At 64.3% G+C, this 22,486-nt stretch carries 22 protein-coding genes; 8 read left to right on the top strand and 14 right to left on the bottom strand.

Features of this window, described 5'->3' with window-relative positions:
- Positions 1–8 precede the first annotated feature (8 nt).
- From AK81_RS15530 to AK81_RS15505, 6 genes are all read right to left on the bottom strand, one after another.
- Positions 9–1,289: an OprD family porin gene (locus AK81_RS15530; RefSeq protein ID WP_043200220.1), complete on the bottom strand. Its 1,281-nt coding sequence runs from the start codon at positions 1,287–1,289 to the stop codon at positions 9–11.
- A gap of 43 nt (positions 1,290–1,332) precedes the next feature.
- Positions 1,333–2,649: an MFS transporter gene (locus AK81_RS15525; RefSeq protein WP_050491890.1), complete on the bottom strand. Its 1,317-nt coding sequence runs from the start codon at positions 2,647–2,649 to the stop codon at positions 1,333–1,335.
- 66 nt (positions 2,650–2,715) lie between these two features.
- Positions 2,716–3,240 carry a gamma carbonic anhydrase family protein gene (locus AK81_RS15520; protein ID WP_043200219.1) on the bottom strand — a complete coding sequence of 175 codons (525 nt, stop codon included), beginning with the start codon at positions 3,238–3,240 and terminating at the stop codon, positions 2,716–2,718.
- A 12-nt stretch (positions 3,241–3,252) separates the two neighbouring features.
- The gene (locus AK81_RS15515; RefSeq protein WP_043200218.1) at positions 3,253–4,443 is read right to left on the bottom strand and encodes a CaiB/BaiF CoA transferase family protein; all 1,191 of its coding nucleotides are present in this window, start codon (positions 4,441–4,443) and stop codon (positions 3,253–3,255) included.
- 24 nt (positions 4,444–4,467) lie between these two features.
- Complete coding sequence (locus tag AK81_RS15510; RefSeq protein WP_043200217.1) at positions 4,468–5,397, bottom strand: hydroxymethylglutaryl-CoA lyase; 930 nt, start codon at positions 5,395–5,397, stop codon at positions 4,468–4,470.
- A gap of 98 nt (positions 5,398–5,495) precedes the next feature.
- The gene (locus AK81_RS15505) at positions 5,496–6,407 is read right to left on the bottom strand and encodes a LysR family transcriptional regulator (RefSeq protein WP_043200215.1); all 912 of its coding nucleotides are present in this window, start codon (positions 6,405–6,407) and stop codon (positions 5,496–5,498) included.
- Between the two features lie 267 nt (positions 6,408–6,674).
- On the opposite strand from AK81_RS15505, the gene AK81_RS15500 reads away from it, so the two are divergent.
- The 7 genes from AK81_RS15500 (at position 6,675) to AK81_RS15470 (ending at position 14,257) form a co-directional block, all read left to right on the top strand.
- Positions 6,675–8,003, top strand: a complete 1,329-nt coding sequence (locus AK81_RS15500) for a hypothetical protein (RefSeq protein ID WP_043200214.1) — start codon at positions 6,675–6,677, stop codon at positions 8,001–8,003.
- Between the two features lie 32 nt (positions 8,004–8,035).
- On the top strand, positions 8,036–10,267 hold the full coding sequence (locus AK81_RS15495) for an Ig-like domain-containing protein (protein WP_043200212.1): 2,232 nt from the start codon (positions 8,036–8,038) through the stop codon (positions 10,265–10,267).
- 15 nt (positions 10,268–10,282) lie between these two features.
- Positions 10,283–10,756 (top strand): curlin, encoded by a 474-nt coding sequence (locus AK81_RS15490; protein WP_043200211.1) that lies wholly within the window; start codon positions 10,283–10,285, stop codon positions 10,754–10,756.
- Positions 10,757–10,772: 16 nt separating this feature from the next.
- Entirely contained in the window at positions 10,773–12,218 is a 1,446-nt protein-coding gene (locus AK81_RS15485) for a curlin (RefSeq protein WP_043200210.1), read from the top strand.
- A 234-nt stretch (positions 12,219–12,452) separates the two neighbouring features.
- On the top strand, positions 12,453–13,100 hold the full coding sequence (gene alkB / locus AK81_RS15480; RefSeq protein ID WP_043200209.1) for a DNA oxidative demethylase AlkB: 648 nt from the start codon (positions 12,453–12,455) through the stop codon (positions 13,098–13,100).
- A gap of 168 nt (positions 13,101–13,268) precedes the next feature.
- Positions 13,269–13,556, top strand: coding sequence for a hypothetical protein (locus tag AK81_RS15475; protein ID WP_028612962.1), 288 nt, complete (start codon positions 13,269–13,271; stop codon positions 13,554–13,556).
- 86 nt (positions 13,557–13,642) lie between these two features.
- Positions 13,643–14,257 carry a Yip1 family protein gene (locus AK81_RS15470; RefSeq protein WP_043200208.1) on the top strand — a complete coding sequence of 205 codons (615 nt, stop codon included), beginning with the start codon at positions 13,643–13,645 and terminating at the stop codon, positions 14,255–14,257.
- Between the two features lie 20 nt (positions 14,258–14,277).
- Here AK81_RS15470 and AK81_RS15465 read toward each other — a convergent pair whose 3' ends face one another.
- The 5 genes from AK81_RS15465 to AK81_RS15445 all read right to left on the bottom strand — a co-directional run bounded on the left by AK81_RS15465 (position 14,278) and on the right by AK81_RS15445 (position 18,345).
- Positions 14,278–14,538: a DUF1652 domain-containing protein gene (locus tag AK81_RS15465; protein ID WP_043200207.1), complete on the bottom strand. Its 261-nt coding sequence runs from the start codon at positions 14,536–14,538 to the stop codon at positions 14,278–14,280.
- 186 nt (positions 14,539–14,724) lie between these two features.
- Entirely contained in the window at positions 14,725–15,651 is a 927-nt protein-coding gene (locus tag AK81_RS15460; RefSeq protein ID WP_043200206.1) for a DNA-3-methyladenine glycosylase family protein, read from the bottom strand.
- 186 nt (positions 15,652–15,837) lie between these two features.
- Positions 15,838–16,725 (bottom strand): pirin family protein, encoded by an 888-nt coding sequence (locus AK81_RS15455; RefSeq protein ID WP_043200204.1) that lies wholly within the window; start codon positions 16,723–16,725, stop codon positions 15,838–15,840.
- A 96-nt stretch (positions 16,726–16,821) separates the two neighbouring features.
- Positions 16,822–17,694 carry an alpha/beta fold hydrolase gene (locus AK81_RS15450; RefSeq protein ID WP_043200202.1) on the bottom strand — a complete coding sequence of 291 codons (873 nt, stop codon included), beginning with the start codon at positions 17,692–17,694 and terminating at the stop codon, positions 16,822–16,824.
- Between the two features lie 21 nt (positions 17,695–17,715).
- Complete coding sequence (locus AK81_RS15445; RefSeq protein WP_043200201.1) at positions 17,716–18,345, bottom strand: LysE family translocator; 630 nt, start codon at positions 18,343–18,345, stop codon at positions 17,716–17,718.
- Between the two features lie 124 nt (positions 18,346–18,469).
- On the opposite strand from AK81_RS15445, the gene AK81_RS15440 reads away from it, so the two are divergent.
- Positions 18,470–18,949 (top strand): GNAT family N-acetyltransferase, encoded by a 480-nt coding sequence (locus AK81_RS15440; protein ID WP_043200199.1) that lies wholly within the window; start codon positions 18,470–18,472, stop codon positions 18,947–18,949.
- Positions 18,950–19,114: 165 nt separating this feature from the next.
- Here AK81_RS15440 and AK81_RS15435 read toward each other — a convergent pair whose 3' ends face one another.
- The 3 genes from AK81_RS15435 to AK81_RS15425 are packed head-to-tail and all read right to left on the bottom strand — an operon-like array spanning position 19,115 to position 22,422.
- Positions 19,115–20,044, bottom strand: coding sequence for an aliphatic sulfonate ABC transporter substrate-binding protein (locus AK81_RS15435; RefSeq protein ID WP_043200198.1), 930 nt, complete (start codon positions 20,042–20,044; stop codon positions 19,115–19,117).
- 3 nt (positions 20,045–20,047) lie between these two features.
- Positions 20,048–21,091, bottom strand: coding sequence for an L-glyceraldehyde 3-phosphate reductase (gene mgrA / locus AK81_RS15430; RefSeq protein WP_043200196.1), 1,044 nt, complete (start codon positions 21,089–21,091; stop codon positions 20,048–20,050).
- Complete coding sequence (locus tag AK81_RS15425) at positions 21,088–22,422, bottom strand: LLM class flavin-dependent oxidoreductase (RefSeq protein WP_043200195.1); 1,335 nt, start codon at positions 22,420–22,422, stop codon at positions 21,088–21,090. The genes mgrA and AK81_RS15425 overlap by 4 nt, the downstream gene beginning before the upstream one ends.
- Between the last annotated feature and the right edge of the window lie 64 nt (positions 22,423–22,486).

Below are 22,486 nucleotides of genomic sequence, written 5' to 3'. Positions count from 1 at the left end.
GTCTGAGCTCAGAATTCGACCGTATACCCCACAATCACCCGGTTCTCATCCGCTGCATCGGCAAAATTCGAACGCATGCTCGCATTGCGCCAACGCAGCGACACGTTCCTGAGCGCCCCCGACTGCACCACGTAGGTGATATCCGTGGTCCGCTCCCATTCCCGCCCTTCTCCGTCGCCAGCCGCCAGCGCCCTGCCCTTGGCGCTGGCGATGCGCTGTGGCTCCACCTGGTCGCCCTTCACATAGCGCACATTGAACGTGAGCCCCGGGATCCCCAACGCAGCAAAGTTGTAGTCATAGCGCAGCATCCACGCCCGTTCGTTGGCCAGGGCAAATGTGCTGACCTGCTGTTCGCTGAACAGGTAGGTATCGGTGCCACCCACGTAGGCATATGCCGTATCGCCACGCACTTTCTGATAGCCACCACTGAACGTGTGGCCCTGAACGCTGTACCCGAAGTTGGTACTGAGGGTCTGGTTGTCGACGTTGCCCAGCAGTGCCCGGCCCTGCTCGCGAGCGCTGAACCAGCGCCACTCGGTGAATACATCCCCGGGCCCCAGGCGGGTCTTGAACTTGAGCCCGGCAAAATCACGCAGGAACAGGTCTTCGAGCGTGCTGGTGTGAAGGCTGAGGGTCAGGTTGTTCAGCGGCTGGTAATCGACACCGCCGTAGTACAGCCGGTCGCTGGTTACCGTCGCCGAATAGGCCCCTTGCTGCGCCATGGCGGTCAGGTCCTCATAGTCGGTGGAGTCGCGCAACTTGGTGGCATCCACCTGCAGCAAGGTGAACGTGAACCGGTCCAGGTCCTTGCTCACCAGTTGCGCACCGTTGAACCACTGGGGGAACAAGCGGCTGTTGTTGGAGGCCAGCAATGGCAGTTGCGGGCTCAGGCCGCCGACCTTCAATTCGCTCTGCGCCAGCCTGGCCTTGAAGGTGGCCACGGCCTTGGCGTAGTCATCCGCGGCGCGTTTGTCGCTGCCACGTGGCAGCAGGCCGGTGCCGCTGCGGTCGGGCGAGGAATCCAGCTTGAGCCCCAGCATGCCGGCTGCATCCAGGCCAAAGCCGACCACGCCGTCGGTGTAGCCAGACTGCAGGCGCAGCATGAAGCCCTGGGCCCATTCACCGCGCCGCGATTGCGTGGCGCTGTCACCGTGAAAGTCGCGGTCGAAATAGAAATTGCGCAGTTCCAGGCTGCCGCTGGCGTCATCGATGAAGCCGGCCTGCGCGTTGTGACAGGCGCAGCAAAGCGCCCCGAGCATCAGCGATGCTCGCCGGGAAATAATGATCATGGGTGTGCCTTGTTCTTGTTGTTGTTTGAAGACTCAGCGCCAATCAGCTTCGAGGGTTGCGCACGTAGCGCATCACCACCAGGCAGGCGATCATGATCAGCGGGGCGATGGACAGCATGCCCATGGAGTTGCTGCCGGTGAGGTCATTGATCTTGCCCACCATCACCGGTGCGACGATGCCACTTAGCTGCCCGACCGAGTTGATCGCCGCAGTACCTGTGGCAATTGCCAGGCCCGAGAAGGTCGACTGTGGAATGGTCCAGAAGATCGGGATGGCGATGAAAGTACCTGCAGTGGCCAGCACCAGCGCGGCCATCATCGCCAGCGACGAGTCGGAATACAGGCACGCCAGCAGGTAGCCGACAGCCGCCGCAAGCAGGCAATACACCAGGTAGCGTTTGCGCTCGCCAGTACGGTCGGAGCGACGGGTCAGCCACACCATACCGATGCAGGCCACCGCGTACGGCAATGCCGACAGCACACCGACCCAGAGCATGTCCTGCACGCCCGATGACTTGATCAGGTGCGGCATCCAGAAGTTAAGGCCATAGGACGCGGTCTTGATCACGTAGTAGATGAACGCCATGATCGCCACTTCGCGGGTCAGCAACACCCGCCAGATCGAGCCGAGGATCGGTTTTGCAGCGCGTTTGTCCTGGGCCAGGTTTTCCGCCAGCAGGTCCTTCTCCTCACGGCTCAGCCATTTTGCCGCTTCGATGTCGCGGTCCAGCTTCCACAGCACCAGCAAGCCCAGCACCACGCAGGGCAAGCCGGACATCAGGAACAACCAGTGCCAACCGGCGAGGCCCAGCACGCCATCCATGGTCCCCAGCAAGACGCCTGCTGCCGGGCCACCCACCGCACCGGCCAGCGGTACGGCCAGAAACCACAGGCCATTCATCTTCGCCAAGTGTTTGCGCGGGAACCAGCATGCCAGGTAGAACAGGATCGCCGGGCCGAAACCGGCCTCCATCACACCGATCAGAAAGCGCAGGAAGTACAGGGTGTACTGGGTATAGGCAAACACCAGCGCCGCCGTCGCCAGGCCCCACGACACCATGATCCGGCAGATCCAGGCCGGCGCCCCATAGCGCTTCAGGCCCAGGCTGCTGGGCACTTCGAACAGCACATACCCCACGAAGAACATGCTCGCGGCCAGGCCGTAGGCGGCGTCGCTGAGGCCCAGTTCCTGCTGCATCTGCGCCTTGGCGAAACTGATGTTGATGCGGTCGAAGTACGAGAACAGGAAGCAGATGATGGCCAGCGGCATGATGCGCCAGGCCACGCGGCGGTACAGCAGCAGTTCATTGATGTGGCTGTCGTTGCGCTCACGCGCCAGTTCGCCGGTCATGGCAACCATGGTGGATCTCCATTCTTGTAATTATTGGAGAGCAGCGACGCCTTCATGGGCGTCGCCAGCAGGTTTTCAGCAGATACGGATCAGTTTTTCCTTGAAGCTCTGGCCTTTTGCGACGTACTCGGTGGCGTTGCGCTGCATGCTGGCGATGGCTTCGGCCGTCAGTTCGCGCACCACCTTGGCAGGCGCACCCAGGATCAGCGAGTTATCGGGGAACACCTTGCCCTCGGTGACGATGGCGCCAGCCCCGACCAGGCAGTTGTTGCCGATGACCGCGCCATTGAGCACCACGGCCTGGATGCCGATCAGGGCGCCATCACCGATGGTGCAGCCGTGCAGCATGGCCTGGTGGCCGATGGTGACGCCCTGCCCCACGGTCAACGCAAATCCCGGGTCGGCATGCAGCACTGCGCCTTCCTGCACATTGCTGTGCTGGCCGATACGGATCGGTTCGTTGTCGCCCCGTAGCACGGCCTGCGGCCATACGCTGACGCCTTGTTCGAGGGTTACGTCGCCGATCACGGTGGCATCCTCTGCCACGTACGCTTCCGGGTGCAGGTTGGGCGCAAGGGTGTCGTATTGGTAAATCGCCATCTCAAACCCTCCTCAAGCTGCGTCGTCGGTTTTCAGCACGCCGGCTGCGCACAGCTCGGCAATGTGTTCATCGCTGTAACCCAGCTCGCGCATCACCTGGCGGGTGTGCTCGCCAATCCGCGCTATCGCACGGCGCGGCTGTAGGCGCTGCCCGTCCAGTGACAGCGGCAGCAACGGCATGGGTGTGTGGCTGCCGTCTTCCAGTTGCAGGTTGGCCATACCACCGCTCTGCTGCAGGTGGGGGTCGTCGAACAGCTCTTCCGGCCGGCGGATCGGCGCAAAGGGAATGCCGTTGGCCTCCAGTTGCAGTGCCAGTTGCCCCGCATCCCGTGGCGCGAACACCTCGGCCAGGTGCGCCAGCAGCCGTGGCCGTTGCAACACACGGTCGTTGTTGCTGGCCAGTGTCGGGTCATCGAGCAAGGCAGTCTGCCCCAGTACCTGACACAGCGCGTGCCATTGCCCTTCACCGGTGGCGGCGACGAACATCTGCTCGCCACCGGCAAAAGTGAACACGTCATAGATGGCCCAGGCACTGATGCGGTTAGGCATCGGCGCTGCAGCCTCGCCGGTGACCACGTACTGCTGCATGTGCTGGGCGGCCAGCAACACGCAGTTCTCGTACAGGGCACTTTGCACCTCGCGGCCGCTGCCGGTGGTGTGGCGGTCGTTGAGCGCCGCCAGTACGCCAATGGCGCCGAACATGCCGCCCATGATGTCGTTCACCGAGCTGCCGGCGCGCAACGGGCGGCCCACCGGCCCGGTCATGTAGGCCAGGCCGGCCATCATCTGCACCACCTCGTCCAGCGCCAGGCGGTTGTCATAGGGCCCGCTGAGAAAGCCCTTGTGCGAGGCATAGATCAGCCGTGGGTTGCGCTGGCGGAGCGCGGCGTAGTCCAGGCCCAGCTTGTGCATGCGCCCGGGTTTGAAGTTTTCGATGAACACGTCGGCCGTATCGATCAGTTGCAGCACGGCCTCGCGGCCCTCGGCCGTTTCAACATCCACGGCGATGCACTGCTTGTTGCGGTTGAAGGTGCGGAAGAAGCCCGCCCCCGCGCCCAGCAGCCGGCGCGTGCCGTCGCCGCGCACGGGCTCGATCTTGATCACTTCGGCGCCAAGGTCACCGAGGATCATGCCGCAGGTCGGGCCCATGACCATGTGCGAAATTTCGACGACACGGATGCCGTCCAAGGGAAGTCTGGACATCGTGGTATTCCTCGTTCAGGCGGGTCAGGCGTGGCCGGCAGTGTCAGCGAAGTTCAGCGGTAGCCCGGCGCGGGCGATGCAGCCGTAAAGGGGCTCGCCCGGCAGCGCCTCGCTCAGCACCTGGCGCGACGCGATCAGTGCAGGCAGGTTGATACCGGTGTCGTAGCCCATGCTCTGCAGCATGAACACCAGGTCTTCGGTGACGGTATTGCCAGACGCGCCCGGAGCGAACGGGCAGCCCCCCAGGCCGGCCAGGGAGGCGTCCAGCTCGCGAATACCCTGCTGCACCGCGACCAGGCTGTTGGCCAGGGCCAGGCCACGGGTGTCATGGAAGTGCGCGGCCTTGAGGCGGTCGCCGGCAATCGCCCGCACAGCATGGAGCACCGTCGCCACCTGGCCCGGGTTGGCATAGCCGGTGGTGTCACCCAGCGAGACAAGGTCGCAACCGGCTTCGATCACCTGGCGGGTCAGTGCGCAAAGGTCGGCCAACGGTACCTCGCCCTGGCGCGTGCAGCCAAAGGCCACAGACATGCCGGCAATGACCTGCACCTCATGCAGGCCCATTTCAGTACGCAATTGGCACATGCGCCCCAGTTCCTCGACCATTTCCATGGGCGTGCGGCGCACGTTGGCCAGGCTGTGCGCCATGCTGACCGATACCGGGGCGACGATGCGATGGGCGCCAGACTCAAGTGCGTCCCTTGCCCCGCGCAGGTTGGGGGCCAACACCGTCACCTGCAGGCCCGGGTATGTGAGGGCGTGGGCCACCACTTCGCGGGCATCGGCCATTTGCGGCAGCAAGCGTGCCGGTACGAAAGAGGCGACTTCCATGTGGCGCACGCCGGCGCCATAGGCGGCGTCGATCCAGCGGCGTTTGGCGGCCGTTGGCATGGTCGTCTGAAGGCTTTGCAGGCCATCGCGCATGCCGACTTCGTTGATTGTTATTGTTGTCATCACGGTCTCTCTGTCTGAAGCGTTGCGCCAGACTAAGAGTTGGGTGACAGGCAGAAAAGACGTGATTCACGGGCTGATCCATCGTCAGCCACGATGGATCAGCCGACTACCTGCCAGGCTGGTGCACGCAGCAGCAGGTGGTCAAGCAGGCGCCGTGCCGACAGCGACAGCGTGTGCCGGTCGCGCATGCAGATGACGAATTCGCCAAGCGCCCAGTCGTCCGTCAGCGGGATGACTCGCAGGTCGAACAACGCCGCATAGCGGGCCACGGCCTCTTGCGGGAATACCGCCAGGCCAAGGCCAAACTGTACCAGGCGGTATGCCGCGTCGAACGACGACACGTACGAACGAAAACGCAGCTCCTTGCCTGCCTGTTCGGCGCTTTTACGCATGAAGGCGTTCAGCGTGGCAAAGGCCGAGAGGCCCAGATGGTCGTAGCCCAGGGTTTCCTCGAAGGCAATCTGGCTGCGGCCGGCCAATGGATGGTCAGCAGCGACGACTACGGCCAGGTGGTCCTGGCGGTACGGCACGAACTCCAGGTCACCCACTGCCATGGATTTTCGGCAAATGCCCAGATCGGCGCTGCCCTCGGCCACACCGCGGACCACGTCGGTGCTGAAGCGTTCTTCGATATCGGCTTGGATCAGCGGGTTTTCCAGCATGAACGCCGACAGCTCTTCAGGCAGGAACTCCATGATCGACGACACATTGGCCAGCACCCGCACATGGCCGCGCGCGCCCTCTGCGTATTCGCTCAGCTCGCTGTCCAGGCGCTCCATGGCGCGGGTCATGTCCCGGGCATGGCGCAACAGGGCCAGCCCTGCCGGGGTCGGTTCCACGCCGCGCTTGCTGCGTTTTAGCAAAGCGGTGCCAAAACGCGCCTCGATGTCCGAAACACGTTTGCTGACCGCGGACGGCGCCATGAACGCGCGCTCACCGGCGCGGGCGATAGTGCCTTCTTCGCAGACGACAATGAACAGGTTCAGGGAGAGGTGGTCGAGGGGTTGCATAGCTTGGCTCAGCTGGAAGGTGGGAACGCCGGTGCAATGTAGCAAAAACCGCATTGGCTTCGAAAACCGGGTTGGAATTACTGCCCCCAATCCCCAACCTTGGGGCAACGCTGCCCACCGTCAGCCGCTCGCACAATCCCCCACTGAAAACCTGTACCCCCTGCGCCACAAGGCCTGCAGCGCAATTTTCAAATTTTGGCACAGCTCTTGCCGATCTTCTCCCAGACGCCCCAAGTCCATGGGCCCGTTTGCAGGAGGAATTGACTCATGCACCGACCGATACCCCACCCGCTGGCAGTGGCGATTTTCGCCGGCATGCTCCAGCTCCCGGCGCAGGCTGCCTTGAATGCTGTCGATCCAGGCGCCTACGTCCCCGCCAACGGCGGCTTCCCCGCCTGGTACCAGGACAGTCACGGTCGTACCCTCGACCTGTGCCTGACCAAGGCGGTCAGCTCCAGGGTTGCCGGCGCGCCCGGCGCACCGTCGTACATGTGCACGCTGCTGCCCACGCCCGGTGTGTTCGACGATACCCAACCCATCGTCTTCCCCACCAACTTCCCTGACGAAGCGTTCTGGTTCACCGCCGACGCCGCCATCGTCGACGCCGCCCGTGGCATCAACCTCAGTTACGGCACGGCGATCGAAGCAGCATTCGCCGCCGAAGAACCGGTCGAGGGTGACCAGGTCAGCTTCGCCCGGGTGCGTATCCGGGTCGATGTACCCACCGCGGGCACCTACGTGGTCACCCACCCCTATGGCGTGGAAGTGTTCGATGTCCCCGCCGCAGGGCGTAGGGCGATCAACATGACCCGCGACATCGGCATTGCCGGGGCAGGCGACTTCACCGGCGCGCTGAAGGGCGATGTCGGGCCGTTCCTGCGCAGTGTCAACGGCCCCTACACCGAAGGCAACGAGCGCTTCGTCGGTGACCCCAACCTGGACGAACGGGTAACCGGCAGCCCGTTCAATACCAACTTCGTGCGCATCGAAGGCCCGGGTGGCATCGACCTGCGCACCGAGCTGTTCGCAATCTCGGGCAAGCTCTCGACCGTTGCCCTGCCTACCCCGCTGATGCCACAGCGCAGCACCTACTCACGGCACACCGAGAACGGCGACCTGCGCGCCCAGCAAGACATCTTCGTGATGGCCCCGCCGCCACCGGCCAGCGTCACCCTGACCAGCCAGACGCCCAACCTGAAACTGACCGAGGCCAACGCCACCGGCGCCTGGTACGCCCAGTCGGCCCTCAACCCGGCGGCCGGTACCATCGTGACACTGACCGCCGACAACAGCGTGGCCATCCCGACCAGCAGCCTGACCACCCGCAACGTGCCACTGACTGACCTGGTCACCATCACCCAGGCCCAGTACCGCCTGTCCACCGGCGAGCTGACCCTGGTGGCCAGCACCAGCGACGAAACCACCCCGCCCGTGCTTACCGCACATACCGGCAACGGCACGTTGATCGGCAACCTTGGCGGCACCGGCGCCGTGAAGACGCTCAGCATGACCCTGTCGCCCATCCCGCCGGCCAAGGTGCAGGTCACCAGCGCCAATGGGGGTAGCGACAGCGAAGACGTGGTGCTGGTGCCATGAACAGACAAAGGCTCAGCCTTCAAGGAGGCCGCATGAACACTTGGTCGCGCCGTGCGCTGTTCGCCGCCGGTTTTTCCCTCACCGTTACCAGCGCCGCCTTTGCCGCGTTGTCTGATGTCGACCCGGGGCCCTACACCTTCGCCACTGGCGGCTACCCGATGTGGTACAAGGACGGCCTCAACCAGTCCCTGGAGCTGTGCCAGTCACGTGCCACCAGTACCCGGGTGCCCGGCACCCCGGCCGCACCGTCCTACATGTGCACCTTGCTGCCGGAACCCGGCATCTACGACGACGCCCTGCCGCTGGTGTTCCCCGACAACTGGCCGCCAGAAATGTTCTGGTTCCTGGCCGAAGCCACCATCCCTGCCGTCGGTAACAGCGGCTATGAACTGGATGCCTACGTCGCTGGCCTGGAAGCGGCTTTTGCCGCCGAAAACCCGGTAGACGGCGACCAGCAGAGCTTCGCCCGCATCCGGCTTCGCGTGTCGGTCCCGCGGGCGGGTGTCTACACCATCACCCACCCCTTCGGCGTCGAGACGGTCAACGTCACCACGCCCGGCCGGCGGGCGATCAACATCACCCGCGACATCGGCATCGGCGCACCCGGCAACTTCCGGGGCGCGCTCAACGGCGCGCTCGGGCCATGGCTGCGTGGGGTGGGTGGGCCGTATGTCGAGGTCAACCCGGATACCGGCGCCAGCGAAACCTTCATTGGTGACCCGAACCGCCTGGAGGCCGTGGTCGGCAGCCCGTTCAACACCAACTTCATCCGCATCGACGGCCCGCCCGGGCGCATCGAGACCGCGCTGTTCACGGTTTCGGGCAAGGTACTCGACCAGCGCGCACAAACCCCGGTCACCCTGGAGCGCGCCACCTACTCGCGCAACGGCAGCGGCACCCGCGTGGAAGTGTTCGCCAAGGCGCCGAAAGAGGCCAGCCTGTGCATGCGCAACGGCCTGGCACTGATCGGCACGCCCCCTTCGCCCTGCCAGTTCAACCTGACGGCAGACAACAACGGCCTGTTCTTCCACCAACAGCTTGGCCAGACAGCGCCACCTGCGGTAGTGGTGGTCACGGCCAGCAACAGTGCCGGCGGCACCCAGCCGACCGCGCTGTCGAGCAAGCTGACCGACGTGGTCAAGGTCAGCACCGCGCGCTACGACTGGGCCAACAAGCGCCTGCTGATCGAGGCAAGGTCCAGTGACGAGGTGGCTATCCCCGACATGCTCGCCCAAGGCTACGGCCGCATGTCCAAAGCGGGCACGCTGCAAAGCATCACGGTCAACGACGTGGCGCAACCGCCGGCCACCGTCACGGTCAAGTCTGCCCATGGTGGTACTGACGTGGAACCGGTCCTGGTGGTCGGCAACGCACCTGTCGAGGCGGCCAACCAGCCACCGCTGGCCCAGGCCGATGTCGGCAGCACCAGTGTGGGTGTGCCAATCACCCTCAACCTGCTGCAAAACGACAGTGACCCGGACGGCAACGTGCCGCTGACCCTCAGTGACCTCACCCAACCGGGTACCGGCCTGGGCGGTGTGGTGCTCAACGGTACCACCTCGGTCACCTACACCCCGCCAGTCGGCGCTACGCAACCGTTGGTGGCCACCTTCAGCTACCGGGCGGTGGACGCCAAGGGCCTGAAGTCGGAACCGGCCACGGTCACCATCAACGTGGCGCCTAACCGGCCACCGGTCGCCAACCCGGAAACCGTCGCCACCCTGGGCGTGCCATTGACCATCAACGTGCTGGCCAACGACACCGATCCGGAAGGCAACGTGCCGCTGGCCGTTGCTGCCGTCGGCCAACCGGCTGCCGGCCGGGGCGCGGTCAGCACCGACGGCGCCACCGTGACCTATACCCCACCGGCCACGGTAACGGCGGCGTTCACCACCACTTTCACCTACCAGGCACGTGACTCGCTGGGGGCGCTGTCTACCCCGGGTACGGTCACCGTCAACGTGTCGCCACGGCCCGCCGCCGAAACCTTCGCGGTTACGGCAGCCACCGTCACGGCACGCTCCAACAACCGTTACAACTGGGACATCAGCGGTACCTCGTCGGTAACCACGGGCAACGTTGTCACCGTCCGGGTTACCACCACCACCGGGGTGCAGACACTGGGCACCGCCACCGTACCGGTGAACGGCCGCTGGCGCCTCGCAGTAAGCAACAGCACCACGATCATCCCGACCGCCGCGCCGACGGCAACCATTACCACCAGCCCGGGGACTACCCGTACCGTCAACGTGGTTGTGCAGTAAAGACGGGGTAACACCATGAAGCGCCTGTATCCACTGCTACTCAGCCTGGCCCTGGCGGGCCAGGCCAGCTGGGCCGACGACCTGATGGACAATGCCGACCTCGCGCCCGGCAACGACCTCGGCGAACCGGTGATCATCCGCCTGCTACCGGTCGGTGCCGGCCAGGCCGCGGTGATCGAGCAGCAGGGGTCGGGCAACCGCGCCGCCCTCGACCAGAACGGTCAGGCCCTGCTGGGCCGCATCGTCCAGTCTGGCGGTGCGCAGGAAGCGTACATCTTGCAGGAAGGCAGTGACCTGATGGCCAGCATCAGCCAACAGGGAAATGGCAACAGCGCGTCGATTCGCCAGAGCGGCAGCAGCAACAGCGCAGCCATCGAGCAGATCGGCAACGACAACAGCGCCAGCATCGTGCAGTCCGGCTCGGGCCTCAACAGCTCCGTGACCCAGACCGGCAATGGCCAGCATGTTCAGATCACCCAATATCGATAGACCTGGAGGCACCACCATGTACAAGCTCGCTCCCTTAAGTGCCGCTATCGTCCTGGCCCTCGCAGGTCAGGCCATGGCTGCTGACAGCACCTCGTCCCAGACCCAGGACGGCAAGGAAAACATCGCCGAAGTCTCCCAGACCCAGGCATCCTTCGCCTCGGCCACCCAGAACCAGACGGGCAAGGGCCACAACCATATGGCGGTGCAAACCGAAAGCACCAGCGAAATCCAGCAAAGTGCCACCGGCCAGTACAACGCCGGCTACGCCGAGCAACTGTTCGAGAACGGCAGCAAGATCACCCAGCGTGCCGGGGGCAGCTATAACGATGCCTTCGCCAGCCAGTCTGTAGGGCAGAACAACGAATCGCTGCAAACCCAGCAAGGCGTCGGCAACAAATCCACCGTGTGGCAGGACACCCAGGAAGGCAGCAAAGCCACCACCTGGCAATCCGGCCAGCGCAACGAGGCCTTCATCGAGCAGACCTTCGGTGGCACCAACAACCGCAGTACCGTGAACCAGACCGGCCAGGACAACTACGCCGCCGCCGAGCACTTGAACCACCTCGATGGCGACATCCAGGTCTACCAGGATGGCCACGACAACTGGGCCTACGGCGACCAGCGCGAGGGTACCGGTGGCACCATTGGCATTGGCCAGTACGGTGGCGGCAACTCGGTGGAAGTGTGGCAGGACACCCAGGTCGGCAGCCAGGCCTCCGTGGTCCAGAGCGGCCAGTCGAACGAAGGCTATATCGACCAGAGCTTCGGCGCCGGCAACAAGGTCAGCCTTTCGCAGCAAGGCAATGCCAACGCCAGTTGGTCAGACCAGTTCGATACCAGCAACGCGACCGCCACCATCACCCAGACGGGCAACAACAACCTGTTTTTCACCTATCAGAATGGTGAAAACCTGAACCTGACCATCAACACCAAAGGCAATGGCAACAGCATCACTGCCAGCAACTGGAAAGGCGCCAAGATGGGTGGCCAGTTCGGCACCAACCAGAACGCCACCATCAACCAGAACGGCAATGGCAACGGCGTCAACCTGACCCAGAAAGGCGCTGACCAAGTGGCCACGCTTAGCCAGACGGGTAAAGGCAACCAGATGCAGACCAAGCAGGACGACGTCAACAACGAGCTGTATTTCGAGCAGAACGGCACCGACAACATCCTGATCGCCGACCAGCGCGGTACCGACAACTATGCCTACGGCAGCAGCCAGGGCACCGGCAACTCCATCACCCTGGACCAGTCCGGCTACAGCAACCAGAGCTACACCAACCAGCTGTACGGTAGCGGCAACGAAGCCACCATCAAACAGACTGACAGCATCAACGTCGCCTACGTGACCCAGGGAGGCCAGGGCAACAAGGCGTTCGTCGACCAGAGCGGTATCGCCCAAACCGCCACCATTACCCAGCTGGGCAGCACGAACCTGGCCACTGTGACCCAGAAGTAAACCGTTCCCCCTTGAACCGCGGTGCTCCTCTCCCTGGTGCCGCGGTTCCTTTTTCGCTCCCACCCTGTGCAACTTTTCATTCTGCCCGGTATATGCAATGCCTGTAGGAGCAGCCTTGTGCTGCGAAAGGGCCTGCAGCACCGACACATCATTGTGAGGCATACCGGCCTCATCGCAGCACAAGGCTGCTCCTACAGGGATACACTGTCTAATCCCTCGAACATGTGCAGTGCCATGATCCAGTCCGACCTCGACCTGTTCGGCCCTCAGCCGCAACGCCTGGCCAGCCACACCGTGCTGCTGCCTGGCTTCGCCCTGGCCGAAACCGAGGCGCTGCTCGATGCCCTGCGCCCGGTCCTGCGTGCAGCGCCCTTTCGGCACATGCACACGCCGGGTGGCCTGCGCATGGCAGTAGGCCTGACCAACTGCGGCACGCTGGGCTGGGTGAGTGACGAACACGGTTACCGCTACAGCCCCAGCGACCCGCTTAGCGGCAAGCCTTGGCCCGCCCTGCCCCCGGTTTTGCTCGCCCTCGCCGCCCGCGCCGCAGCCCTGGCAGGTTTCGAGGGTTTCGTACCGGATGCCTGCCTGGTCAACCACTATTTGCCAGGCACTCGCCTGAGCCTGCACCAGGACCGTGACGAGCAGGACTTCGGCCAGCCGATCGTGTCGGTGTCATTGGGTTTGCCGGCGGTGTTCCTGTTCGGTGGCCTGCAGCGCGCCGACAAGCCCCGACGCATCCCGCTGAGCCACGGCGATGTACTGGTCTGGGGCGGTGAGGACCGATTGCGTTTTCACGGCGTACTGCCCATCAAACCCGCCGTGCATCCGCGCCTGGGCGAGCGGCGGATCAACCTCACCTTGCGCAAGGCGGGCGCCTGAACAGGGCCTGTGGTCTGCCACCCGGCGCAAAACAAGATGAATGCACATGAAACACGTTGAACATCTTGGCCAGGCAAGCTTCAAATGATAAGCCGCCTTCCTTTGCCTGGAGCCTGCCATGCCGAACCCGCCCTGCCCTTCAAGCCGTTGCGATGGAGCCCCGTACCGATGAAGATGCCTGGCCGCGCCCCCAATGCCTCGCTGCAACTTGATTACGTACGCGACACCCTGTTCGGCCCGGTGGCGCAGAGCGTGGAATGCCAATGCCAGCTCGCCGCCCTCAACCTGCAAGGCCGCCCGGGGCTGCGCCTGCACATTTGCCCGCCGCTGCCTGACAAGGTCGACCGTGCTCACAGCGTGGCCTTTGTCTGGGATGGGCGTAGTTACCATGGCGTGGTGCGCGACAAGGGCAAGTGCGGCGATGGTGGCCTGAATCTGCTGCTGGAACTGCAATAAGCCGATCAACGGCGGCCAACCCAGCTGAACCGGCCGGGCGCGGCGTGTCTCCATAGCAAAAGGGCTCATGCCTGCTGGAGAACGCCATGAACAGTCCGTTACTCAAGCTCTTCACCCACCCCGCCGACGCCTGGCTGGATATCCGCCGGGCCGAAGAGGACCACCCACAGCAATACCTGCCACGCCTGCTGGCCCTGGCGCTGATACCCGCCGTGTGCCTGTTCGTTGGTACTACCACCTTCGGCTGGAGCCTGGCAGCCGAGGAGCGGGTACGCCTGAGTATGGGTAGCGCCGCGCAACTGTCAGGGCTGCTGTATGCCACTACCGTCGTGGGCGTGATGCTGATGGGGGTGATGATCCGCTGGATGTCGCGAGGGTTCGATGCGCAGCCCAGCCTCAACCAGTGCATTGGTTTTGCCGCCTACTGCGCCACCCCGTGGTTCTTTGCCGGAGTGGTCGGGCTGGTGCCGGTTCGCTGGCTGGCGTTCTTCGCGCTGATGGCTGCCTCTGCTTACGCCAGCGTGTTGCTATATGGCGGGTTACAGACATTCCTGCGGCTTAAGAAGGAACAGGCGATGCTATTTGCAACATGCGTCTGGGGTGTGGGGCTATTGCTGCTGGTGACCATCCTGGTGGCGATGATCCTGTTCTGGTCCGACGGCTTGATGCCGGAATACGTGCGCCCGGCCAGCCTGGGCTGACCGGGGCACGACGGGCGCACTCAGGCCATCGACCTGAATCGCGCCGGGCGGCTGTCACGCAGCGCGTGCAGCTGCCCCACCAGGTGGACCAGATCACGGCAGCTATTAAGGCTTTGCAGCGGGACCCCGTTCAGGGTCACGCCCTCGTCGAGACTCTGACCCTGACCCAGGCGGATGGTCAGGTTGGCGCCATCCAGGCAGCTGACTTCACAGCGATCAGGCAAGCAGGCCTGCTCGATCATCTGCCGCATTTCCAGCATCGAAACTCCTATCAACGACATGGTACGACCCTCTCTGTGCGATGGCCTGTTGTGTGTGAGTACGCCTTTATCGGGCGGGGCGCCAATTGATATTGCGCATGCCAAGGCAGGCGTCCATGCGCCGGGGCAATGATGATGCGGGGAATCCTCTAGCACCTTAGTGGAAGATCGCGGGGATGGGCCGAGTGTTCGATTGCAATGGCCGACTTAACGACGAGCGGTCCCTGCCGGCCCCAGCGATGCCCACAGGTGCTGCGCCGCATAGGCCCGCCACGGTCGCCAGGCCAGCGCCCGCTCGGCCAGTTTCGCGTCATCGCCCTCAAGCAAGCGCAATGCCTTGATCAGGGCTACATCGCCCAACGGCAAGGCATCAGCAGCGCCGGCCTGGCGCAGCGCCAGGTAGTGCGCACTCCACGGCCCGATGCCTTTTAGACGGCACAGGTTGCGCAGTAGCTCATCCAGTGCTTGGCCGCGACGCAGCAAACCGGGTTCAGCCAGCAGGGCATTGGCCAAGGTACCGAGGGTGGTGGCGCGCGCTCGCGGCATGCCCATGTTTTCGAACTGTGCATTTGCCAATGCCGGCAAAGCCGGGAACACATGGCTCAGGCCCGCTACCGGCAGACGCAGCGCTGCACCGTGACGTTGCACCAGCCGGCCCGCCAGGGTCATGGCGCCGGCCACGCTGATTTGCTGGCCCAGCACGGTACGCATGGCTTGTTCACAGGCGTCCCAGCCTTGAGGCACACGCAGGCCTGGGCGCTCGTGGGCCAAACGGGCCATCAAGGGGTCGCGGGATAACTCGGCCGCGATGCGCGCAGGGTCGGCGTCGAGGTCGAAGAAGCGCCTCAGCCTGGCGATCAGGCCGGGCAATGCAGTTGAGGGAACGCCTTGGAGGTGAACGCGCAACTGGTTGCGCAAGGGGGTGGCGTGCAGGACAGCTTGGTGGCCGGCAACGACCAGGGTGCGGCGATAAGTGCCGTCGAGGCAGGTCTCAATACCGGGGATGCAGCGGGCGGTCAGGAAGCCCAGGGTCGAGGGCCAGTGATAAGGGGCACGGTAGCGCAGCCACAGGGTGTGTTGGCCGGGGGTGGGCAATGATCGGCGCACGGCGTGCTGGAGTGTGGGCTTGGGCATGGGCTGATCATGCCAAAACCCTGGGGGCCAATCCATGTTCAAGAATGCCGGGGGTGCTTCGCACCCCTATCGCGACGCAAGGCCGCTCCCACAGGCACAGCGCCAGCTACGGGCTCATGCTGAACCTGTGGGAGCGGCCTTGTGTCGCGATGGGCTGCGAAGCAGCCCCAGCTTTTCAGGCAAGACTCAGTGCTGAGCCCCTTCCCGCTCATCTTGCATCTGCCCAAACCGCCCGGCATGGAAATCGTCGAACGACTCGGCAATCTCCGCCTGGCTGTTCATCACAAACGGGCCATAGCCGACAATCGGCTCATCGATGGGCTCGCCGCTGAGCAACAGCACACTGGCACCTTCCAGCGCCTCGACGGTGACATCCTCACCCTCCCGGTCCAGCAGTACCAGGCTGGACGGCCCCGCTTCGCGCTCGCCGTTGATTCGCACGTTACCGCGCAGCACCACCAGCGCGGCGTTTCGACCGGCAGCAACTGGCAGCTGCAAGGCCGCGCCGGTATTCAGCCGCAGGTCCCACACATCCATGGTGGTAAAGGTTCGGGCAGGCCCCTGGTGTGCACGGTAGTCACCGGCAATCACCCGCAAGCTACCGGCGTCTGCGTCCAGCGCCACCACCGGGATGTCGCTGGCCAGCAGCGTCTGGTAACCGGCCGCTGCGCGCTTGTCACGCGCTGGCAAGTTGACCCACAGCTGGACCATTTCCAGCGTACCGCCACTACGGGCGAAGGCCGGGGAATGGAATTCTTCATGGATGATGCCGTTGGCGGCGGTCATCCACTGCACATCACCCGGCCCGATCAGGCCGCCAGCACCCGTGGAGTCACGGTGCTCCAGCTCGCCCTGGTAGACGATGGTCACGGTCTCGAAACCGCGGTGCGGGTGCTGGCCAACGCCGCGCCGCGCAGTGGTCGGGGTGAAGTCATGGGGGCCGGCGTAGTCCAGCAGCAAGAACGGGCTGATCCGGCTGGCCAGGTTGTCGTAGGTGAACAGGCTGCGCACGGGAAAACCATCACCTACCCAATGGGCGTGTGGGCTGCGGTGGATACCCAGAATGTTTTTCATGAGAAGGCTCCTCTCTTGGCTGGGATAACCTTATCAATGATACCAATCAGGCGGTAGACGGCTGATATGGCATACATCGTTCCACCTGTGGAACAGTCAGCCCTGCAAGAAAGCGAGCACCTGCTCGGCCGCCATGGCCGGGTCTTCCTGCATGAAACAGTGCCCACCGGCAACTTGCCGGGCGGTCACATGCCGGTTGAGCGTGGCCAGGCGGTTCACCGAATGTGGCACGAAGGGATAAGTCCGCTCGCCATACAGGATCCGTGTTGGCGTGCTGATCGCTGCAAGGCGCGCCCACATGCGCTTAGGGAATGAACTGAAGATTTCCACTTCCCGGCTGGGCCGGCACTTGAGCACCACTGCATCACCACAATCGCCGATGGCGTGTTCGACATAGGCCTGCAGCGCCGCATCGGTCCAGCCCTTGAAAATGCCCCGCCCTTGCAGCGAGGCCAGCGCGGCCTCGCGATCAGGCCAGTGGCTGCGGCGGCTGGCGGCCTTGCGCGCCAGAGCATGGCGCTGGTGCAGGCCAACCAGTGCTGCCGCGCCCATCACACCCAGCATGCGGCGGCTGAACAACACGGGGTCAAGCAACACCGCACGCTCGAACAGCTCAGGTTCTGCGGCCAGGATCAGGCCCGTCAGCACGCCGCCAAAGCTGTGCCCCACGGCAAACCGCGGCACATCGCCGTACTCCCCACGCCCGGCCTGAAAGGCTTCCACTGCCAACTCGGCCGTGCGATTCCACCCCCGAAACACCCCACCATGGTCACTGTCGCCATGCCCCTGAACGTCGCAAAGCCACAGGTCGAAATGTTCGCCCAGGCGCATCAGCAACGGTTGGTAGGCCAGGCAACAGAAACCGTTGCCGTGCAAAAAATGCAGCAACGGCTTGCCACTGGCCGGGGTTCGCCAACCCCGCAGGGTGAAACCTTCGGCGCATTCATGGGACCAGGGGATCAACTCCATCGGCTTGCTGTACTCGCGGGGCTAGGAAAACGCCGATTCTACAAACAGCAGCGGGTAGAGGGAAATCACCAGTAACAAGGCCATCAGGACATTGAACAGCATCAGCCACCGCGGGTTCTGCAATACGTTGCGCAGGGCGCTGCCAAACATGACCCACACACCGACACTGGGCAGGTTGACCAAGGCGAACAAGGCGGCGATGACGATCACGTTGGTCACATAGCCTTGTGCCGGTGTGTAGGTGGTAATCGCACCCACCGCCATCACCCAGGCCTTGGGGTTGACCCACTGGAACGCTGCCGCCCCCCAGAACCCCAGCGGTTTACGGGCGCTGGACGAGGCTGTGCCGACCGGCCCGGCCGTGGCGATCTTCCAGGCCAGGTACAGCAGGTAGGCGGCGCCGGTGTAGCGCAGGACCGTGTACAGCGGCGGCCAGGCCTTGAACACCTCACCCAGGCCCAGGCCGACGGCCAGCACCATGACCATGAAACCGACACTGATGCCCAGGGCGTGGGGGATGGAGCGACGCACGCCGAAATTCACCCCCGAGGCCAGCAACATGGTGTTGTTGGGGCCGGGGGTGATAGAGGACACGAAGGCAAACAGCACGAAAGCGGTCAGCAGGTCGGCAGAGGCAAGCATGGCGGGCATTCCACTTTCTTTATAGGTGCTGTCACACTAACGGAGTCGCCCTCTCCTGCGACCGATACAGTTGTATTAAATTATTCGGATACAAATCACTGTACCGCTAACCCGGATCAAGGAAGCCGTCACCATGAGCCTCACCATTCGCCCAGCCGTTCGCACCGATGCCGAGCAGATCCTGGCCTTTATCACCGAGCTGGCCGAGTACGAACGTGCCCGCCACGAGGTGGTCGCCACCCTGGCCGACATCGAGCACAGCCTGTTCGACGAGGGCAGCACCGTGCGTAGCCTGATGTGCGAACGCGATGGCCGGGCAGTCGGTTTTGCCGTGTACTTCTACAGCTACTCGACCTGGCTCGGGCGCAACGGTATTTACCTGGAAGACCTGTACGTCACACCTGAACAACGTGGCGACGGCGCTGGCCGGCAATTGCTGCGGCACATTGCCCGCGAGGCGGTAGCGAACAACTGCGGGCGTCTGGAATGGAGCGTGCTGGACTGGAACGAGCCGGCGATCGGCTTCTATCAGAAGCTGGGGGCCGAGCCGCAGGATGAGTGGGTGCGCTACCGGCTGGATGGCGAGAAGCTGGCGGCATTCGCCCGCGGTTGATCGCTGGGTTACGCGGTCATTTGTAGGAGCGGCCTTGCGTCGCGATCGGGCTGCGAAGCGGCCCTATGTTTCTGCGCAAATGCACAAATAGTTGGGGCTGCTTCGCAGCCCGATCGCGACGCAAGGCCGCTCCTACAAGGGCCGATGCCGGCCAGAGAGGTCAGGTTACTCCCGCCTCCATACGGCCCCGGCTATGTCGACCTGCTTGGGCAGTACCTTGTTGTCGAAGAACAGCTGCGCCGTACGCTGCTGCGCCGCCACGATCTCATCACTCACCGGCAGCACCGGTGACGCCGGGCGGTGGCTGAAGCTGCGCTGTACCACTTCTTCTGGCAAGCCCATGAACTGCGCCAGCAAGCGGATGCTCCCGGCCTCGTCGCTGCGGGTAAGCGCTTCGGCGCGGCTGATTTCATCCAGCAATTGCCCGACAAAAGCGCCATGGGCTTCTACATAGGTGCGCGAGCCCAGCATGAACGGCCCGATCAGCCCCAACCCTTGGCCGTCGACCAACAGCCGCGCCTTGCCCTCCAGGTCGATGGCCGAGTAGAACGGGTCCCAGATTGCCCAGGCATCCACGCTGCCCCGCTCGAACGCTGCCCGGGCATCGGCAGGTGCCAGGTACACCGGCTGAACATCGCGAATGCTTAGCCCGGCCTTGGCCAAGGCACGCAACAGCAGGTTGTGCGCGCTCGACCCCTTCTGCAGTGCAATGCGCTTGCCCTTGAGTTCACCCACTGCGCTGATCGGGCTGTCTTTCGGCACCAAAATCACTTCGGCCTGGGGCTTGGGCGGCTCGGCACCGATGTACAGCAGGTCGGCGCCAGCGGCCTGGGCAAAGATCGGCGGGATATCACCGGTCGAGCCAATGTCGAGGCTGCCGATGTTCAACGCTTCAAGCATCTGCGGGCCGGCGGGGAACTCGATCCATTGCACGCGGGTGTTGGCAAAGCGTTGCTCCAGCAGTTGATGCTGCTTGGCCAGCACCAGGCTGATCGAGCCCTTCTGGTAGCCGATACGCAAGGTAGCCGGGTCTGCGGCCTGGGCCGCGCCGGCCAGGGCCAGCAACAGCAGCATGGCAAGGCGTAGCAAGCGCATGGGTCACTCCTTCCAGTCGGTCGATGGTTTTTCCCACAGGTTGATCCCGCCTTCTACTGCGTACTGGTCGATGGCGGCCAGCTCTTCGGCGGTGAAGGTCAGGTTGTCGAGCGCCGCCACGTTCTCGGTGATCTGCTCGGGCCGGCTGGCACCGATCAGTGCGGAGCTCACCCGTGGGTCGCGCAGGGTCCAGGCCAGGGCCAGTTGGGCCAGGCTCTGGCCACGCTCACGGGCAATCTCATTCAGGGCGCGTGCACGGGCGATGTTGGCTTCCGACAAATGCTGGGGCAGCAGCGAGCCGCCACCCGCACGGTTCACCCGGGCGTCTGCCGGAATGCCATTCAGGTATTTGTCGCTGAGCAGGCCCTGGGCCAGCGCAGTGAACACGATCACCCCCGCGCCCAAGGCATCGGTGGTGTCGAGCAGGTCCCGTTCGATCCAGCGGTTGAAGAGGTTGTACGACGGCTGGTGGATCAGCAGCGGTACCTTCAACGCATGAAGCAACGCCGCGATTTCCGCGGTCTTGCCGGCCGAATAGGACGAGATACCGATGTACAGCGCCTTGCCCTGGCGCACGATGTCGGCCAATGCGATGGCCGTTTCTTCCAGCGGGGTGTCGGCATCGAAGCGGTGCGAATAGAAGATGTCGACGTAATCCAGGCCCAGGCGTGCCAGGCTCTGGTCCAGGCTGGCGATCAGGTACTTGCGCGAGCTGCCCCCCTGCCCGTACGGGCCCGGCCACATGTCCCAGCCGGCCTTGCTGGAAATGATCAGCTCGTCACGGTAGCTGCGCAGGTCCTCGCGCAGCAGCCGGCCGAAGTTGGTCTCGGCACTGCCGTAGGGCGGGCCGTAGTTGTTGGCCAGGTCGAAATGGTTGATACCGGCATCGAACGCCGTGTGCAGCAAGGCGCGCTGGGTGGTGATGGGCGTGGCATCACCAAAGTTGTGCCACAGGCCCAGGGACAGGGCCGGCAGCACCAGGCCGCTGCGGCCGACGCGGCGGTAAGGCATGCGCGCATAGCGCTCGGGGTTGGCGGTGTAGCTCATGGTTGGCCTCGTTCGGCAAAGTAGGGGTTGGCTGGGCGCTGCAGGCCCAGGTGTTCGCGCAGGGTGTGGCCCTGGTACTGACGGCGGAACAGCCCGCGGCGCTGCAACTCCGGCACCACGTGCAGGGCGAAGTCTTCCAGGCCCAGGGGCAGGTGCGGCACCAGCACGTTGAAACCATCGGCACCGCCGCCTTCGAACCAGGCTTGCAGCTCATCGGCGATCTGCGTCGGGGTGCCGACCAGGCTGTAGTGCCCTCGCCCACCGGCGATGCGCCGGCCCAGCTGGGCCAGGGTCAGCTGTTCGTTGCCGGCCAGTTCGGTCAACAGTTGCTGGCGGCTGCGTTGGCCATCCTCGGTGGGCGGCAACTCGGGCAGCGGGCCGTCCAGCGGGTAGCCGGAAAGGTCGAAGTTGCCGAGCATGCGCCCGAGCAAGCCAACCCCGACACGCGGGTCGACCAGCCCCTGGAACTGTTCGTACTTGTCCTCGGCCTGCGCCTGGCTTTGGCCCACCACCACAAACACGCCGGGCATGATCTTCAGCGCATGCTCATCTCGCCCATGGCGGGCCAGGCGACCCTTGAGGTCGGCATAAAAAGCCTGTGCGCGGGCCAGACTCGGCTGGGCGGTGAACACCACCTCGGCACTTTGTGCGGCCAGCTCGCGGCCGGTTTCGGACGAGCCGGCCTGCACCAGCACCGGTCGTCCCTGGGGCGAGCGAGCCACATTGAGCGGGCCTTTGACCCGAAAGTGCTCGCCCACATGATCGAGGGCACGCACGGCCTGCGGGTGGTGGAACAGGCCACTGGCCTTGTCGCGTTCGAACGCGTCATCGGCCCAGCTGTCCCACAGCCCCTGCACCACCTGCTGGAATTCACGGGCGCGGGCATAGCGCTCGGCATGCGGGATGTGTGCCTGGCGGCCAAAGTTACCGGCCTCGGCGGCAGCGTCGGAGGTGACCAGGTTCCAGCCGGCACGCCCTGCGGACAGGTGGTCCAGCGAGGCGAACTTGCGTGCTACATGGTACGGCTCGTTGTAACTGGTGGTGGCTGTGGCGATCAGGCCGATGCGGTCGGTGACCGCACTCAGCGCCGACAATAGGGTCAGCGGCTCGAAGTACACCGAGCGGGCACTGTGGCTGGCCAGCGGGTCGCTGGGCGCGGCGACGCTGTCGGCGACGAACAAGGCATCGAAGCACGCGGCTTCAGCGATTTGTGCGGTGCGCTTGTAGGTGGCGAAATCCAGCGGGTCCGCCGGCACGTCCGGGTGGCGCCAGGCGGCCACGTGGTGACCGGTGGCCATGAGGAAGGCGCCCAGATTCATTTGGCGGGGCATGTTGTTCTCCTTGTCCGAAAAGACCGCGATCCCTGTGGGAGCGGCCTTGTGTCGCGAAAGGGTC

The sequence above is a fragment of the Pseudomonas putida W15Oct28 genome (genome assembly GCF_000708715.2).
Lineage (GTDB): Bacteria > Pseudomonadota > Gammaproteobacteria > Pseudomonadales > Pseudomonadaceae > Aquipseudomonas > Aquipseudomonas putida_R.
This window is presented reverse-complemented; position numbering and strand designations above follow the sequence as displayed.